A 14,885-nucleotide genomic window follows, 5' to 3' on the forward strand; every position below is an offset into this window, starting at 1 on the left:
TCCGCGTCGACACGGCCCGACTTCTGCGCAAGTACTCAAACTTGCGCCGTGTCGACGTCAAGGTTGCGCCGTCTCGACGGTGGTGAGCGTCCAGATAGATTCCACCCATGACCGAGCCTCTCCGCGCCCGAGCCGAGTTCGAGGAGGCGTCCGGCGCCAGGCGTGATCGCAGCCGCCCGCCGGCGCCCGAGCCGCTGCCGCACCCGGTCGTCGACAACCACTGCCACATGGACATCGCTGATGGCACTGGTGAGGACGCCTGGATCCAGCCGGCGGAGGCGCTCGCGCGCGCAGCGGCAGCAGGCATCACCCGCATCGTCCAGGTCGGCTGCGACCTGGAGGGTTCTCGCTGGGCGGCCCAGCTCGCGAATCAGTACGACGCGGTGCTGGCCGCCGTCGCCCTCCACCCCAACGAGGCGCCCCGGCTCGCCATGACCGGCCAGCTCGACACAGCGCTCGACGAGATCGAGGCCCTCGCTGCCAGCAACGAGCGGGTGCGCGCAGTCGGCGAGACCGGCCTGGACTTCTTCCGCACGGGCCCTGACGGTCTGGCCGCACAGGAGGAGTCCTTCCGTCGTCACATCGACATCGCGAAGCGCCACGGCAAGAGCCTGATGATCCACGACCGCGAGGCTCATGAGGCCGTCCTCCGCGTCATCGACAGCGAGGGCGCACCGGAGCGCTGGGTGATGCACTGCTTCTCCGGCGACGCCGACTTCGCCCGGGAGTGCCTCGATCGCGGCGCCCACCTGAGCTTCGCCGGCACGGTCACCTTCAAGAATGCCGACCCGCTCCGGGATGCGCTCCGCATCACTCCGAGGGACCGGATCCTCGTGGAGACGGATGCCCCGTTCCTGACCCCGATGCCCTACCGCGGACGGCCCAACGCGTCGTACCTGATCCCGCTCACGATGCGGGTCATGGCGGAGACCCGGGGCGACGACCTGGGTGATCTCTGCGCCGCCGTCGACGCCAACAGCCAGGCGGCATACGGCTCCTGGTGAGGCCTCCGGAGTGCGAGGGATGTCCTATTTGCGCTGGTGAGAGCCCCGTCACACCCTTTGTGAGCCTGCTTGCAACAGTTAGCAAAACGGACATTGACCGGGTTAGGGTCTTCGAGATGGCCGGGATCGGCCGGGCGCCAGCTGCACTTCGGCAGGCCCCACCGCCCCATCACCACAGGCTCGGGCCGATGGTGTGGGAGCCGAGACCCGGGTAGTACGACGTCTGGAGAAACGTGCACCGCATCGCGCTGCTCAGCACCAGCAAGACCCTTCTCTTCGCCCTGGTCGCCGCCGTGTTCCTCACCGTGGCCGGCACGACCCTCGGATACGCCTCCCTCTCGCGTGAGGTGACCCTCTCTCTCGACGGTGAGACCACTTCGGTGCGCTCGCTGGGCGACACCGTGGGTGACGTCCTCGAGGACGAGGGCATCAAGGTCGACTCCCACGACATCGTGGCCCCCGCTGTGGGCGAGAAGGTCGACGACGGCGCGCGGATCACCGTGCGCTTCGGTCGCCCGCTGGAGCTCAACGTCGATGGTCAGACGAAGACCTACTGGGTGCACTCCACCAACGTCGACGACGCGCTCGCCGAGATCGGCCAGCGTTACGTCGGTGCGGATCTCTCCGCCAGCCGTGGCGCCTCCATCGACCGCACGGGCATGACCCTGTCGGTGGCCACGCCCAAGAAGCTCAACATCAAGATCGGCGACAACCCCCGCAAGGTGCAGGAAGTCGCCGGCCTGACCGTCAAGGACGTGCTCACCGCACTCGAGGTGAAGTACGACAAGGACGACATCATCAAGCCCGGTCTCGACAAGGTCGTGGACGAGGGCACCAAGATCACGCTGATCCGCGTTCGCGTCGTCACCAAGGACGTCGCCAACGAGGTCGTCAACTTCGAGACGATCGAGCGCGAGGACTCCTCGATGTACGAGGGCGACAGCGAGACCGTCACCGCCGGCATCAAGGGCCTGCGCGACGTGAGCTACCGCCTCGAGTACCGCAACGGCGTGCTGTTCGCGACCAAGGTGCTGAGCCAGGACGTGAAGAAGGAGCCGAAGAGCGCCGTTGTGCGCGTCGGCACCAAGGAGCAGCCGACGGCCAACTTCGCCGGCGGCAGCACCGTCTGGGACCGCCTCGCGCAGTGTGAGTCGGGCGGCAACTGGTCGATCAACACCGGCAACGGCTACTACGGCGGCCTGCAGTTCAGCGCCTCCACGTGGAGCGCATGGGGCGGCTCCGGCCTCCCGCACCAGAACAGCCGCGAGGAGCAGATCCGCGTCGCCACCAAGATGCGTGATGCCTCCGGTGGCTACGGCGCCTGGCCGCACTGCTCGTCGGTGCTCGGCCTCCCGCGCTGATCGCATCACGGCACGTCAAACGTGCAGAAGCACCGAAGGGCCCCGCATTCACGCGGGGCCCTTCGGCGTTGCTCGGCGTTCTGCACGCGCGACGCGCCGGGACTCGCCGCCGCGGAGCCCGGCGCCGACCGTGTGCAGGTGGCGCAGCGCGCGTGAGTACGACGCCCACGCCGAGCACTCGACGTACGGGATGGCGTGGGTGGCGCAGAAGCGCTTCACGATCGGCTGGGCCCGGCGCAGGTTGGACCGCGCCATGCTCGGGAACAGGTGGTGCTCGATCTGGAAGTTCAGGCCACCGAGGGCCGTGTCGACGAAGCGCCCACTGCGGATGTTGCGCGACGTGAGCACCTGCCGCAGCAGGGGATCGGCGGCCTGGGCGGCCGTCAGCACCGGCATGCCCTTGTGGCCGGGGGCGAAGGAGCAGCCGAGGTAGAGGCCCTGCAGTGACTTGTGGATCGCGAAGAAGCAGAGGACCTGGAGCCAGGTCAGCGACGTGACCAGCAGCGCGCCGTACGCCGCGAAGTGGGCGCTGAGCAGCACTCCCTCGGCCACCCGGTTGCGAAGCGGGGGATAGGCCAGCTCCTTGAAGCTCGCCACGTGCAGGTTGACCGCCTCCGCGAGCAGGAACGGGAAGAAGAACCACGCCTGGTGCCGGACCGTGAACGCCCCGAGCCCGCTCTTCCCCGTTGCTTGGGTCGCGTCGAAGACCAGCACCCCGTCGCGTACGTCGGGATCGGTGTCGAGGTCGTTCGGGTGCGCGTGGTGCGCGTTGTGCTTGCGGACCCACCAGCCGTAGCTCAGCCCGCCCATCAGGTTGCCGACGACGAGGCCGAGGAACCGGCTCCTTCCCGGGCTCGGGGTGACCTGCCGGTGGCAGACGTCGTGGCCGAGGAAGTTGATCTGCGTGGTGACCACGGCCATCGCGGGCGCGAGCCCCAGCAGCCACCAGGAGTCGCGCCACAACTCCATCGCCGTGACCACGGCAGCGAGCGCGCCGAAGACCAGCGCCGCGTGGACGGCGTACGAACCGGGGCGCGGGCGGAGCAGACCGGCGGCGCGGATCTCGCGGGTGAGCTCCGAGTAGCCGCTCCGGCGAGTCGTGGCAGCAGGGTGAGTGGCCATGGGCCACCGCCTTCAACTCGATGCCTTCGCCTGTGCCGATGGACCGAACGGGGTCTGGGGTCGGTGGCTGGCGAACCACACTCTCTCCCTCCACGGTAACCCCGGATCCGCATCATTTCGGGGCTGCGCCCGGACGCCTTAGGGTTTGGGGGTGCCGTCCTCCTCCGCTCCGCGCCTCCTGGGCCCCGCAGAGGTCCGCGCACTCGCTGCCGAGCTGGACCTGCGTCCCACCAAGCAGCGTGGGCAGAACTTCGTGATCGACGCCAACACCGTCCGTCGCATCGTGCGCGACTCCGGGATCGTGGCCGACGACGTGGTGGTGGAGATCGGTCCCGGCCTCGGTTCGCTGACCCTCGCGCTGCTCGAGGTGGCCGGCCGGGTGACCGCGATCGAGGTCGACCCGCTCCTCGCCGAGCGGCTGCCCGCGACCATCGCGGAGTACGCCCCCGACCAGGCCGCGAACTTCGAGGTCGTCCTGGCCGACGCCCTGCGCATCGCCGCGGTCCCGGGCCCGCCGCCGACCGCGCTGGTGGCCAACCTGCCCTACAACATCTCCGTGCCGGTCCTGCTGCACATGCTCGCGCTGCTGCCGTCGCTCCAGCGTGGCCTGGTGATGGTGCAGGCCGAGGTCGCCGACCGGCTGGCCGCGACCCCCGGATCGAAGACCTACGGCGTCCCGTCGCTGAAGGCCTCCTGGTACGCCGACGTACGCCGCGCCGGAGCGATCGGCCGCAACGTCTTCTGGCCAGCGCCCAACGTCGACTCGGGTCTGGTCGCCTGGACCCGCCGCGAGCCGCCCGTCACCACGGCCACCCGCGAGCAGGTGTTCGCGGTCATCGACGCCGCGTTCGCGCAGCGCCGCAAGGCCCTCCGAGGTGCCCTGCGCGCCATCGCGCCCGCGGAGCAGATCGACGCTGCGCTGGCCGCGTCCGGAGTGGACCCGATGGCCCGTGGCGAGCAGCTGCGGATCGCGGAGTTCATCCGGATCGCCGAGGGCCTGCCCGACCTCCGCCCCACCCGCAACGAACAGGTCCCCGCTGATCAGGTGTCGGATGCCTGAGTCCTTCCGCCGCGTGCCCGCCGGTCTCACCGTCCGCGCGCCCGCGAAGATCAACCTGCACCTGGGCGTCGGCGCCCCGCGGCCCGACGGCTTCCACCCGCTGGAGACCGTCTACACCTCCGTCGGCCTGTACGACGACGTGCTGGTGCGCCCTGCGGCTGCCTGGTCGCTCGGACTGACTGCTGCCGACCACGTTGATGCCGATGCGGTGCCGCTCGATGACACCAACATCGTCGCGGCGGCTGCGCGTGCGCTGGGGATCCTGCACGATCGCCCGGTCGTCGCCCACGTCGAGATCACCAAGGGCATCCCGGTCGCGGGCGGCCTGGCCGGCGGCTCTGCTGACGCGGCCGCTGCTCTGGTGGCGCTGGACCGGCTGCTCGACCTGGAGACCTCCGACGAGGACCTGCTGCACCTTGCGGCACAGCTCGGCAGCGACGTGCCCTTCGCCCTCTACGGCGGCCACGCGCTCGGCACCGGCCGGGGTGAGGTGGTGACCCCGCTCGACGTCAACGACGAGCCGCTGTGGTGGGTGATCGTCCCGTCGTCCGAGGGCCTGTCGACGCCAGCCGTCTACCGCCACTTCGACGCGCTGTCGCCGGACGCCCCGGCCGAGCCACGCTCGGCGGAGCACGTGCTGAAGGCGCTGGAGACCGGCTCGGCCCTCGCGCTCGCCAGAACCCTTTTCAACGACCTCCAGGCTCCAGCGATCGACCTGCGTCCGGAGCTCGGCACTCTCATCGCCCAGGGCGAGGAGGCGGGTGCCCTGCGGGGCATCGTCTCCGGCTCGGGCCCCACTGTTGTCTTCCTCTGCGGCTCCGCCGACGAGGCGCGAGGCGTCGCCGGCGCCCTGCAGGAAACCGGGCACACCGCCCTCGTCGCCAACGGCCCGGTCGCGGGTGCGCACGTCGTCGCGCCCCCAACCTTCTGAACGGATCCTTGATGTCCAACCTGATCAGCCTCGAGAAGGTCTCGAAGTCCTACGGCATCCGGCCGCTCCTCACCGAGGTGTCCCTCGGCATCGGTGTGGGGGAGCGGATCGGCATCGTCGGCCGCAACGGCGGCGGCAAGACCACGCTGCTCGAGGTCATGACCGGTCTCGAGGAGCCCGACACCGGCCGCGTCTCGATGAACCGCGGCCTGCTCATCGGCTACCTGCACCAGGGCGACGGGCTGCACGACGACCACACCGTCCGCGAGGCGGTGCTGCGCGGCAAGGCCGATCACGAGTGGGCTGCCGACTACCGCACCCGCGAGGTCGTGGAGGTGCTCCTCGCCGGTCTCGACCTGGACCGCATCGTCGACGGGCTCTCCGGTGGCGAGCGCCGTCGCTGCTCGCTGGCCGCGCTGCTGCTCGACGAGTGGGACCTGATGGTCCTCGACGAGCCCACCAACCACCTCGACGTCGAGGCCGTCGCGTGGCTCGCCGGCCACATGAAGACCCGCTCGTCCGCGCTCGTCGTGGTCACCCACGACCGCTGGTTCCTCGACGAGGTCGTCGAGACCACGTGGGAGGTCCACGACGGTGAGGTCGACTCCTTCGAGGGCGGCTACGCGGCGTACGTGCTGGCGAAGGCGGAGCGCTCGCGCCAGGCGTCGGCCTCGGAGTCGCGCCGGCAGAACCTGATGAAGAAGGAGCTGGCCTGGCTGCGACGCGGCGCTCCTGCGCGCACGTCGAAGCCGAAGTTCCGCATCGACGCCGCCAACCAGCTGATCGAGGACGTGCCGCCGCCGCGCGACCGCTTCGAGCTGCAGAAGTTCGCCACCCAGCGCCTCGGCAAGGACGTCGTCGACATCGAGGACGTCGACCTGACCCGAGGCGACAAGCAGCTGCTCTCGCACGCGACCTGGCGCCTGGGCCCCGGCGACCGCGTCGGCATCGTCGGTGTCAACGGTGCCGGCAAGTCCTCGGTGCTCAAGCTGATCTCCGGCGAGCTCGAGCCCGACAAGGGCCGGGTCAAGCGTGGCCGCACGATCGCGCTGCGCCAGCTCGCCCAGTCCGCCAAGGAGGACCTGCCGCCGGACGCCCGTGTGCTCGGCACGGTCGAGGGCATCCGCCGGGTCACCAAGACCGCCGACGGCGAGATCTCCGCGACCTCGATGCTGGAGCGGTTCGGCTTCACCGGCGACCGGCTCACGGCCCGCATCGCCGACCTCTCCGGTGGCGAGCGTCGCCGCTTCGAGCTGCTGCGGTCCCTGCTCGACGAGCCCAACGTGCTGCTCCTCGACGAGCCCACCAACGACCTCGACATCGAGACCCTCAACGTCCTCGAGGACTTCCTCGACGGCTGGCCCGGCACGCTGATCGTGGTCTCCCACGACCGCTACTTCCTCGAGCGGGTCACGGACACGGTCTGGGGCCTGATGGGCGACGGCCAGATCCGCATGCTCCCTCGTGGCGTCGACGAGTACCTCGAGCGCCGGGCGGCCGGTGTCAACGCGGCTCCCTACCAGGCCACCTCGGCCAGCAACACCTCGTCGGCCAAGCCTGCTGCGGCTGCCGCGTCGGTTGCCCCCGCGGCTCCCAAGGCGAAGGCTGGGGGCGCCGAGGAGCGCAACGCCCGCAAAGCCGTGGCGCGCATCGACAAGCAGCTCGCGAAGATCACCGCTGAGCAGGGCGAGATCGAGGCCGAGATGGCCGTCAGCGGCAACGACCACGTCAAGCTGGGCGCGCTCGCCGCGCGCCTCGGCGTACTCGGTGAGCAGAAGGACGCGCTCGAGCTGGAGTGGCTGGAGGCCTCGGCGATCCTCGAGGGCTGAGTCCTCGTCCGCCGAGATGTCGGTTGTGGCCGATCAGGTCAGGCGCTGCATCAGGGTGCGCAGGAGCGCTGCCAGCTGCTTGTGGTCCTTGGCCGGCAGGTCGCTGAGCAGCTCCCGCTCGGCATCGAGGAGCGCCTCGAACGCACCGTCGACGGCCGCGCGACCCTCGGGCGTGAGCCGGACGAGTACGCCGCGTCGGTCGTGCGGGTCGGGCAGCCGCTCCACGAAGCCACGTGCGGCCAGCCGGTCGACGCGGTTGGTCATCGTGCCGCTGGTGACCAGGGTTTCCTTGAGCAGGCGCCCGGGGGAGAGCTCGTAGTCGCCGCCCGCCCGTCGCAGCGCCGCCAGCACGTCGAACTCCCACGACTCGATCTCGTGGTCCGCGAAGGCAGTACGCCGCGCGAGGTCCAGGCGGCGGGCCAGCCGGCCGATGCGGCTGAACACCTCGACCGGGGTCAGGTCCAGGTCGGCGCGCTCGCGCCGCCATGCCTCGACCAGCTCGTCGACCTCATCCTGCATGAGCCTGAGTGTGCCAGAAGGCGGGACTGATCGAGAATCTTGACGTCGAGACTCTTGATCAGGCGGCGGCGGGCTGCTGGTTCTTGACCAGCTTGCCCTCGATGCGGTCCTTGACCGGCCAGCGGACGTCGGTGACCCAGCCGAGCTTCTCGAGCACCCAGATCGTGCGGGCGGAGGAGTCGATCTGCCCGCGAAGCACGCCGTGGCGAGCACTCGTCGGGTCGGCGTGGTGCAGGTTGTGCCAGCTCTCACCGCCCGACGGGATCGCCAGCCACCACACGTTGCCGGAGCGGTCGCGCGAGACGAACGGGCGGTCTCCGACCGCGTGGCAGATCGAGTTGATCGACCAGGTCAGGTGGTGCAGCAGCCCGACGCGGACGATCGTGCCCCAGAAGAACGCCGTCGCGGCACCCTGCCAGGACCAGGTGATCAGGCCACCGAGAACCGGCGGGATCGCGAGGGAGAGGAGCGTGAATGCCCAGAAGTTGCGCGAGATCCAGACCAGGTCGCGGTCCTTCATCAGGTCGGGGGCGTACTGCCGCTGGGGTGTCTGCTCGGCGTCGAAGAGCCAGCCGACGTGCGCGTGCCAGAGGCCGCGGACCAGGCCGCGCGTCGAGTTGCCGTACTTCCAGGGGGAGTGCGGGTCGCCGTCACGGTCGGAGAACTTGTGGTGCTTGCGGTGGTCGGCCACCCAGCGCACGACCGGACCCTCGATCGCCATCGAGCCGAGGACCGCGAGGCTGATCTTCACGGCGCGGTTGGGTTTGAAGGACTTGTGCGTGAAGAGCCGGTGGTAGCCGACGGTGATGCCGTGCAGGGTGAGGAAGTACATCGGCAGCGCGATGGCGATGTCGACCCAGCCGAGCCAACCGCCCCAGGCCACCGGGATGGCCACGACGAAGGCCAGCAGGGGCAGCCCGATGAAGAGGCCCAGCGCGATCCGCTCGGCCCAGCCCTGGGTCTCGCCGCCTCGCGTGGCGGTGTCGGGCAGGTCGTCGGTCTCGGTCGCAAGGGACACGGGTGGACTCCAGATGTCGAATGGGATCGGCATCGTCAGGGTAACCCGCGTGGAGTGTGGCCAAAACCCCACGGCGTACCCGTGGGCAAAAGGTTACCGGTGGGTAATACTCAGCGCATGAGCATGCTTGCGACCCTGTGGGAGAAGACCAACGGACTGCCCATGGGCAAGAAGATCTTCTCCACCCTCTACGCCCAGAAGGCGCCGTACTTCACCACGATCCACGGGACCGTGACGGAGCTGCGCCCCAACTACGCCGAGCTTCACCTCCCGAAGCGTCGCGCGGTCCAGAACCACATCGGCACCGTGCACGTCATCGCGCTGTGCAACGGCGCGGAGATGGCCATGGGCGCCCTCGCCGAGATGACGGTCCCGTCCGACAAGCGCTGGATCCCGAAGGGCATGGAGGTCGACTACGTCGGCCTGTCCAAGACCGACATGACAGTGACGGCGGAGACCGACCCGGAGGCGTGGACCTCCGACGACCCCAACGTGCACGTCCGGATCAAGGCTGTGACCACCGACGGCACCGAGTGCCTGCGCGGCGTCATCAAGCTGTGGGTCACGCCCAAGCCCCCCAAGAAGTAGTCCGCGCCAAGAAGTAGTCCCGCGGCCACGCAATCCCGACGGGACCGTAATACCGGTGTAACCGATCCGGTGGTTGACTGAAGACAACGAGCACGTCCCTCCAGACCTCCCAGGAGAAACTGATGAGCGAGACCCCCGAAACCCCCGAGACCGAGACCAGCCCGATCGACAAGGCCAAGGCGACTGCCGAGGACGCGTTCGCGAAGGCCAAGTCGGGTGCCGAGGACGCGCTGGCGAAGGCCAAGGACGCCGCTGGCCCCGCCAAGGCGAAGGCCGAGGAGGCCATCGACAAGGCCAAGGCCGCTGCCGAGGGCCTGCTCGAGAAGGTCAAGAACCTCAAGCCCTGATCAATCCCTGTACGTCGTGGGGCCGGTGCCGTGTGCACCGGCCCCACGACGCATTTCTGGACAGGTGGGCATGCTGGCGCGTCAGCCGCCGGTGATGGCTCCGGTCGCCTTCTCGGTCTTTGCGGCCGCCTTGCGGCCACCGGCTGCGTGGCTGACGCGGGACTCGGTCCAGACCGCCACGCGGGAGAGCGCGTAGTTGATGAGGATGTAGATGACGCCGGCCGTGGCAAGGGCCTGCAGCGGGTTGTCGTAGAGCTGGGCAAGCCGGTTGCTGCGCCAGAGCAGCTCGTGGAAGCCGATGAGCAGACCGAGCGACGTGTCCTTCAGCACCACCACGAGCTGGCTGATCAGGGCGGGCAGCATGATCCGGAATGCCTGCGGCAGCAGCACGAGGCGCATCGTGGCGCCTTCGCTGAGGCCGATCGCCCGCGCAGCCTCAGCCTGACCGCGGGGGAGAGATGCCACGCCCGCACGCAGGATCTCGGCGATGATCACCGAGTTGTAGAGGATCAGGCCCACCGCGACGTACCACATCAGCTCTTCGCCGGGCAGGAAGTCGAGGCGGAAGTCGATGTAGCGGAAGAAGGTGAACGTCAGCAGGATCGTGATGACCACCGGGAGGCCGCGCAGGAGCTCCATCACGACGACGAGCGGGATCCGCAGGAGCCGGCCGGTGCGGCTGGTCGACAGCAGGATGCGGGTCGAGCCGATCACGGTGCCGATCACGAGCGCGCCCGCGATGGCGATGCCCGCGGCGTACAGGGTCGACTGCAGTCCGAGCCAGATGAAGTTCCAGACGTCGGCGAAGTCCTCGTGCCCGGGGTTGAACAGCGGCGACCACAGCTCGCCGTCGAACTGACCACGGTCGGCCAGGCGGCGTACGGCGATGTAGACGAAGACGGCGGCGACGGCGATGACAAGAACTGCGCCGATCCGGTGCCTGCGGCGAGCCTTCGGGCCCGGCAGGTCGAAGAGGACGGAGGGGGCGCTCATCGTGCGATCGCCAGCTTGCGCTCGAGGACGGCGAGGGTGATGCCGGCCGGGATGGTGATGATCAGGAAGCCGACTGCGACGCCGATCAGGACTGGGAAGGCCTGCAGTCCGCCGGCACCGGTCAGGCCGCGGTAGACCGCGAAGAGGTCGCCGCTGACACCGAAGGCGCCGACGACAGCGGAGTTCTTCACCATGGCGATGAGCACGCTGCCCAGCGGCGGGATCGTCGACCGGAAGGCCTGCGGCAGGATCACCTGGCCCAGTGACTGGGTGAAGGTCAGCCCGATCGCACGCGCCGCCTCGGCCTGGCCGGCAGAGACGGAGTTGATGCCGGAGCGCAGCGCCTCGCAGACGAATGCGGCGGTGTAGACGATCAGCGAGCAGATGCCGAAGAAGTAGAACGAGCGGTTGATGCCGAGCTCGGGGATGCCGAACGCGAAGAAGAACAGCACGACGGTGAGGGGGACGTTGCGCACGAGCGTCACGTACGCCGCGCCGAACGCTCGTGCCGGGGCGACGGGGGAGACGCGGCAGGCGGCGATCAGGGTGCCGAGGATCAGGGAACCGACCGCAGCCCAGGCGATGAAGCCGAGCGTCTGGAGGAAACCGGACCAGAAGAGGTCGAGGTTGTCGAAGACCGGATCCACGTCACGTCCTTCCGTGCTCGATGTCGGACCGTCGGGGGTGTCGGAGCGGGTGGGCGGTGCCGGCCGCGATCGGCCGGGCACCGCCCACTCTCGGGCTCACGCGCAGGTGTCGGCCTCAGGGAGCTCGGGGGTCTGGGTGCCCTCGATCTCGCCTGCCGTGTCCTCCCACGCTTCGACGTAGTCGTCGGCGTGGTCCTTGAGCGTGTCGTTGATGAACTCGCAGAACTCGACATCGCCCTTCTTGATGCCGATGCCGTAGGGCTCCTCGGTGAACTGCTCGCCGACCAGCTTGAAGTCACCATCGGACTTCGAGGCGAAGCCGAGCAGGATCACGTTGTCGGTCGTGACGATGTCGACCTGGCCGTTGCCGAGGGCTGCTGCGCACTTGTCGTAGACATCGAAGGTGACCAGCTGCTTCGGATCGGCGAGGTACTGCTTGATGTTCTCCGCCGGGGTGGAGCCGTCGACAGAGCAGACCTTCATGTCCGGGTTGGCCTTGATGTCTTCCGGGCCGGTGATCGTGTCGTTGTCCGACTTCACCATCAGCTGCTGGCCGGCGACGTAGTAGGGACCGGCGAAGGTGATCCGCATCTTGCGCTCGTCGTTGATGGTGTACGTCGCGACGACCAGGTCGACGTCACCGGACTCGATCAGGTCCTCTCGGACTGCTGAGGGAGACTCGGTCCACTCGATCTGGTCCTCGTCGATGCCGAGCTCGGCGGCAATGATCTTGGCGACCTCGACGTCGAAGCCCTCGGGCTCGTCGCTCAGTCCGACGAGGCCGAAGCCAGGCTGGTCGAACTTCGTGCCGACCTTGAGCTTGCCGGCGTCCGCGATCTTGGCCATCGTCGTGCCCGCCGCGAAGTCGGTGTTCTTGGCGACGTCGTCGTCCTTGTCCCCGTCGCCTCCACAGGCGGCGAGGCTGAGCGCCAGGCCGAGTGTTGCGAGCGTGGCCTTGGTCCTGAGGAATCGCATCGTGAGTCTCCTTGTCGGGTGCTGCTGGAGGGTCAGTGCTTGAGGATCTTGCCGAGGAAGTCCTTGGCCCGTTCGCTCTTGGGATTGGTGAAGAACTCCTCGGGGGTGTTCTCCTCGACGATGGCGCCGTCGGCCATGAAGATCACGCGATCGGCTGCGGTGCGGGCGAAGCCCATCTCGTGGGTGACGACGATCATGGTCATGCCCTGATGGGCGAGGTCGACCATGACATCGAGGACCTCCTTGATCATCTCGGGGTCGAGCGCGGAGGTGGGCTCGTCGAAGAGCATCACCTTCGGCTCCATTGCGAGTGACCGGGCGATCGCCACGCGCTGCTGCTGTCCACCCGAGAGCTGGGCGGGGTACTTCGCGGCCTGCTGGCCCACGCCGACCCGGTCGAGCAGCTCGCGCGCCTTCTTCTCAGCGTCGGCCTTCTTGTGCTTGCGGACCTTGGTCGGTCCGAGCATGACGTTCTCGAGGATCGTCTTGTGTGCAAAGAGGTTGAAGCTCTGGAAGACCATGCCGACCTCCGCACGGAGCTGCGCGAGCGCCTTCCCCTCCTCGGGCAGCTTCTTGCCGTCGAGCGTGATCGACCCCTTGTTGATCGACTCCAGCCGGTTGATCGCGCGGCACAGCGTCGACTTGCCCGAGCCTGATGGCCCGATGACGACGACCACCTCGCCGCGCTTGATCGTCAGGTTGATGTCCTGGAGCACATGGAGGTCGCCAAACCACTTGTCGACGTGGTCGAGGACGACCAGCGGCTCGCCCTGGGCGAGCTCAGATGTCTCTGAGCTGAGCGCTGTCATGTTCGCAACGTAGACCCATGAGTGTGTGCTGGGCCACACCCAAGGCCTCCGGTGGCCGGACCGCTATCGAAACGTGACCCACCGGAGTCCGTTATGGGCCCGAGTCATGCGCGATGCCGGATTCCCGCGGGCGCCGCGCCCCGCCGTACTCTTGTCCGGTTATGACTGCAGAGCCGCGCACGTATGAGGTCCGCACCTACGGGTGCCAGATGAACGTCCACGACTCCGAGCGCCTCGGCGGCCTCCTGGAGGACGCCGGCTATGTCGCTGCTCCGGCAGGTGACGTCGCCGACGTGGTCGTGTTCAACACCTGCGCCGTGCGCGAGAACGCGGACAACAAGCTCTACGGCAACCTCGGTCACCTGGCGCCGGTGAAGGCGGCGAAGCCCGGCATGCAGATCGCCGTCGGTGGCTGCCTCGCGCAGAAGGACCGCTCGACCATCACCGCCAAGGCGCCGTGGGTGGACGTCGTCTTCGGCACCCACAACATCGGCTCGCTGCCGGCGCTGCTCGACCGTGCCCGCGCGCTGGAAGAGGCCCAGGTCGAGATCCTCGAGTCGCTCGAGGTCTTCCCCTCCACGTTGCCGACCAAGCGCGACTCGGCGTACGCCGCGTGGGTCTCGATCTCCGTCGGCTGCAACAACACCTGCACGTTCTGCATCGTCCCCGCGCTGCGCGGCAAGGAGAAGGACCGCCGTCCGGGCGAGATCCTGGCCGAGATCAACGCGCTGGTGGGCGAGGGTGTCACCGAGGTGACCCTGCTCGGCCAGAACGTCAACGCGTACGGCGTGGAGTTCGGCGACCGTGAGGCCTTCTCCAAGCTGCTGCGCGCGTGCGGCGAGATCGAGGGGCTGGAGCGGGTGCGGTTCACCTCGCCGCACCCGGCCGAGTTCACCGACGACGTCATTGCCGCGATGGCGGAGACACCCAACGTCATGCCGTCGCTGCACATGCCGCTGCAGTCGGGCTCGTCGCGCCTGCTCAAGGAGATGCGTCGGTCCTACCGTCAGTCGAAGTTCCTCGGGATCATCGATCGCGTCCGTGAGGCGATCCCGGATGCCGCGATCACCACCGACATCATCGTGGGCTTCCCCGGCGAGACCGAGGAGGACTTCCTCGAGACGCTGCACGTGGTCCGCGAAGCCCGCTTCTCGGGTGCCTTCACGTTCCAGTACTCCAAGCGGCCCGGCACCCCTGCTGCGGACTTGCCGGACCAGATCTCGCCCGAGGTGGTCAAGGACCGCTACGGCCGTCTGGTCGACTTGGTCAACGAGATCGCCTGGGACGAGAACAAGCAGCTCGTCGGTCGCACCGTCGAGCTGATGGTGGCCGAGGGTGAGGGCCGCAAGGACGCTGCGACGCACCGGCTCTCCGGTCGCGCACCTGACAACCGGCTGGTGCACTTCAGCGCGGTGTTGTCCGAGGCGGCTTCGGTTGAGGCCGCTGGCGAGGCGATCCGGCCCGGCGACATGGTCACCGTCACGATCACCCAGGCCGCTCCGCACCACCTGATCGCCGACGGCGAGATCGAGTCCGTACGCCGCACCCGCGCGGGTGACGCGTGGGACCTGCGCCAGGGCCGTGCTGCTGCGCCGGCTGGTGTGGGTCTCGGGATGCCGTCGATCGGCGTCCCCGCTCCGCTGCCCGAAGCCCCCGCCTGCGGCTGAGCTCGTCTCGCCAGA

The 14,885-nt window shown here is 68.7% G+C and carries 15 protein-coding genes; 8 read left to right on the forward strand and 7 right to left on the reverse strand.

All coding sequences use genetic code 11. The features are described 5' to 3' along the window. Nucleotides 1-107: 107 nt before the first annotated feature. Together D4739_RS09495 and D4739_RS17355 are read left to right on the forward strand one after the other, a co-directional pair. On the forward strand, nucleotides 108-1,004 hold the full coding sequence (locus D4739_RS09495) for a TatD family hydrolase (RefSeq protein WP_120060395.1): 897 nt from the start codon (nucleotides 108-110) through the stop codon (nucleotides 1,002-1,004). 233 nt (nucleotides 1,005-1,237) lie between these two features. Then, nucleotides 1,238-2,365 (forward strand): resuscitation-promoting factor, encoded by a 1,128-nt coding sequence (locus D4739_RS17355; RefSeq protein ID WP_120060396.1) that lies wholly within the window; start codon nucleotides 1,238-1,240, stop codon nucleotides 2,363-2,365. Between the two features lie 48 nt (nucleotides 2,366-2,413). Here the strand turns inward: D4739_RS17355 and D4739_RS09505 are convergent, their stop codons facing one another. Next, on the reverse strand, nucleotides 2,414-3,487 hold the full coding sequence (locus D4739_RS09505) for a fatty acid desaturase family protein (RefSeq protein WP_120060397.1): 1,074 nt from the start codon (nucleotides 3,485-3,487) through the stop codon (nucleotides 2,414-2,416). A gap of 151 nt (nucleotides 3,488-3,638) precedes the next feature. Between D4739_RS09505 and rsmA the strand changes: the two genes are divergently transcribed. The 3 genes from rsmA to D4739_RS09520 are packed head-to-tail and all read left to right on the forward strand — an operon-like array spanning nucleotide 3,639 to nucleotide 7,307. Further along, entirely contained in the window at nucleotides 3,639-4,547 is a 909-nt protein-coding gene (gene rsmA / locus D4739_RS09510; protein WP_220699262.1) for a 16S rRNA (adenine(1518)-N(6)/adenine(1519)-N(6))-dimethyltransferase RsmA, read from the forward strand. Continuing rightward, nucleotides 4,540-5,478, forward strand: coding sequence for a 4-(cytidine 5'-diphospho)-2-C-methyl-D-erythritol kinase (locus D4739_RS09515; RefSeq protein WP_120060398.1), 939 nt, complete (start codon nucleotides 4,540-4,542; stop codon nucleotides 5,476-5,478). Before rsmA ends, D4739_RS09515 begins: the two co-directional genes overlap by 8 nt. Nucleotides 5,479-5,489: 11 nt before the next feature. Beyond that, on the forward strand, nucleotides 5,490-7,307 hold the full coding sequence (locus tag D4739_RS09520; RefSeq protein WP_120060399.1) for an ABC-F family ATP-binding cassette domain-containing protein: 1,818 nt from the start codon (nucleotides 5,490-5,492) through the stop codon (nucleotides 7,305-7,307). A gap of 33 nt (nucleotides 7,308-7,340) precedes the next feature. On the opposite strand, the gene D4739_RS09525 is transcribed toward D4739_RS09520, so the two are convergent. Both D4739_RS09525 and D4739_RS09530 read right to left on the reverse strand, forming a co-directional pair. Next, a complete protein-coding gene (locus D4739_RS09525) occupies nucleotides 7,341-7,826 on the reverse strand; it encodes a MarR family winged helix-turn-helix transcriptional regulator (RefSeq protein ID WP_120060400.1) in 486 nt (161 codons plus the stop codon). A 58-nt stretch (nucleotides 7,827-7,884) separates the two neighbouring features. After that, the gene (locus tag D4739_RS09530; protein WP_238473596.1) at nucleotides 7,885-8,844 is read right to left on the reverse strand and encodes an acyl-CoA desaturase; all 960 of its coding nucleotides are present in this window, start codon (nucleotides 8,842-8,844) and stop codon (nucleotides 7,885-7,887) included. A gap of 117 nt (nucleotides 8,845-8,961) precedes the next feature. Between D4739_RS09530 and D4739_RS09535 the strand changes: the two genes are divergently transcribed. Together D4739_RS09535 and D4739_RS09540 are read left to right on the forward strand one after the other, a co-directional pair. Further along, complete coding sequence (locus D4739_RS09535) at nucleotides 8,962-9,432, forward strand: hotdog fold domain-containing protein (RefSeq protein WP_120060402.1); 471 nt, start codon at nucleotides 8,962-8,964, stop codon at nucleotides 9,430-9,432. A 122-nt stretch (nucleotides 9,433-9,554) separates the two neighbouring features. Beyond that, complete coding sequence (locus D4739_RS09540) at nucleotides 9,555-9,779, forward strand: hypothetical protein (protein ID WP_120060403.1); 225 nt, start codon at nucleotides 9,555-9,557, stop codon at nucleotides 9,777-9,779. A gap of 81 nt (nucleotides 9,780-9,860) precedes the next feature. Here the strand turns inward: D4739_RS09540 and D4739_RS09545 are convergent, their stop codons facing one another. The 4 genes from D4739_RS09545 to D4739_RS09560 form a co-directional block, all read right to left on the reverse strand. Continuing rightward, nucleotides 9,861-10,772 (reverse strand): amino acid ABC transporter permease, encoded by a 912-nt coding sequence (locus tag D4739_RS09545; RefSeq protein WP_120060404.1) that lies wholly within the window; start codon nucleotides 10,770-10,772, stop codon nucleotides 9,861-9,863. Beyond that, nucleotides 10,769-11,419 carry an amino acid ABC transporter permease gene (locus D4739_RS09550; RefSeq protein ID WP_120060405.1) on the reverse strand — a complete coding sequence of 217 codons (651 nt, stop codon included), beginning with the start codon at nucleotides 11,417-11,419 and terminating at the stop codon, nucleotides 10,769-10,771. Before D4739_RS09550 ends, D4739_RS09545 begins: the two co-directional genes overlap by 4 nt. A gap of 96 nt (nucleotides 11,420-11,515) precedes the next feature. Next, nucleotides 11,516-12,394: a glutamate ABC transporter substrate-binding protein gene (locus D4739_RS09555; protein ID WP_120060406.1), complete on the reverse strand. Its 879-nt coding sequence runs from the start codon at nucleotides 12,392-12,394 to the stop codon at nucleotides 11,516-11,518. A 32-nt stretch (nucleotides 12,395-12,426) separates the two neighbouring features. Continuing rightward, a complete protein-coding gene (locus D4739_RS09560; protein WP_120060407.1) occupies nucleotides 12,427-13,203 on the reverse strand; it encodes an amino acid ABC transporter ATP-binding protein in 777 nt (258 codons plus the stop codon). Between the two features lie 161 nt (nucleotides 13,204-13,364). Here D4739_RS09560 and miaB point away from each other — a divergent pair, with 161 nt between their 5' ends. Beyond that, complete coding sequence (miaB, locus tag D4739_RS09565) at nucleotides 13,365-14,870, forward strand: tRNA (N6-isopentenyl adenosine(37)-C2)-methylthiotransferase MiaB (RefSeq protein ID WP_120060408.1); 1,506 nt, start codon at nucleotides 13,365-13,367, stop codon at nucleotides 14,868-14,870. Nucleotides 14,871-14,885 lie beyond the last annotated feature (15 nt).

Source organism: Nocardioides cavernaquae, assembly GCF_003600895.1.
GTDB classification, from domain to species: domain Bacteria; phylum Actinomycetota; class Actinomycetes; order Propionibacteriales; family Nocardioidaceae; genus Nocardioides; species Nocardioides cavernaquae.

Coding starts and splice junctions, on each gene's coding strand:
- D4739_RS09545 (WP_120060404.1), bottom strand. CDS start 10,772: ATGAGCGCCCCCTCCGTCCTCTTCGACCTGCCGGGCCCGAAGGCTCGC.
- D4739_RS09520 (WP_120060399.1), top strand. CDS start 5,490: ATGTCCAACCTGATCAGCCTCGAGAAGGTCTCGAAGTCCTACGGCATC.
- D4739_RS09505 (WP_120060397.1), bottom strand. CDS start 3,487: ATGGCCACTCACCCTGCTGCCACGACTCGCCGGAGCGGCTACTCGGAG.
- D4739_RS09535 (WP_120060402.1), top strand. CDS start 8,962: ATGAGCATGCTTGCGACCCTGTGGGAGAAGACCAACGGACTGCCCATG.
- D4739_RS09540 (WP_120060403.1), top strand. CDS start 9,555: ATGAGCGAGACCCCCGAAACCCCCGAGACCGAGACCAGCCCGATCGAC.
- D4739_RS09495 (WP_120060395.1), top strand. CDS start 108: ATGACCGAGCCTCTCCGCGCCCGAGCCGAGTTCGAGGAGGCGTCCGGC.
- D4739_RS09555 (WP_120060406.1), bottom strand. CDS start 12,394: ATGCGATTCCTCAGGACCAAGGCCACGCTCGCAACACTCGGCCTGGCG.
- miaB (WP_120060408.1), top strand. CDS start 13,365: ATGACTGCAGAGCCGCGCACGTATGAGGTCCGCACCTACGGGTGCCAG.
- D4739_RS09515 (WP_120060398.1), top strand. CDS start 4,540: ATGCCTGAGTCCTTCCGCCGCGTGCCCGCCGGTCTCACCGTCCGCGCG.
- D4739_RS09560 (WP_120060407.1), bottom strand. CDS start 13,203: ATGACAGCGCTCAGCTCAGAGACATCTGAGCTCGCCCAGGGCGAGCCG.
- D4739_RS09525 (WP_120060400.1), bottom strand. CDS start 7,826: ATGCAGGATGAGGTCGACGAGCTGGTCGAGGCATGGCGGCGCGAGCGC.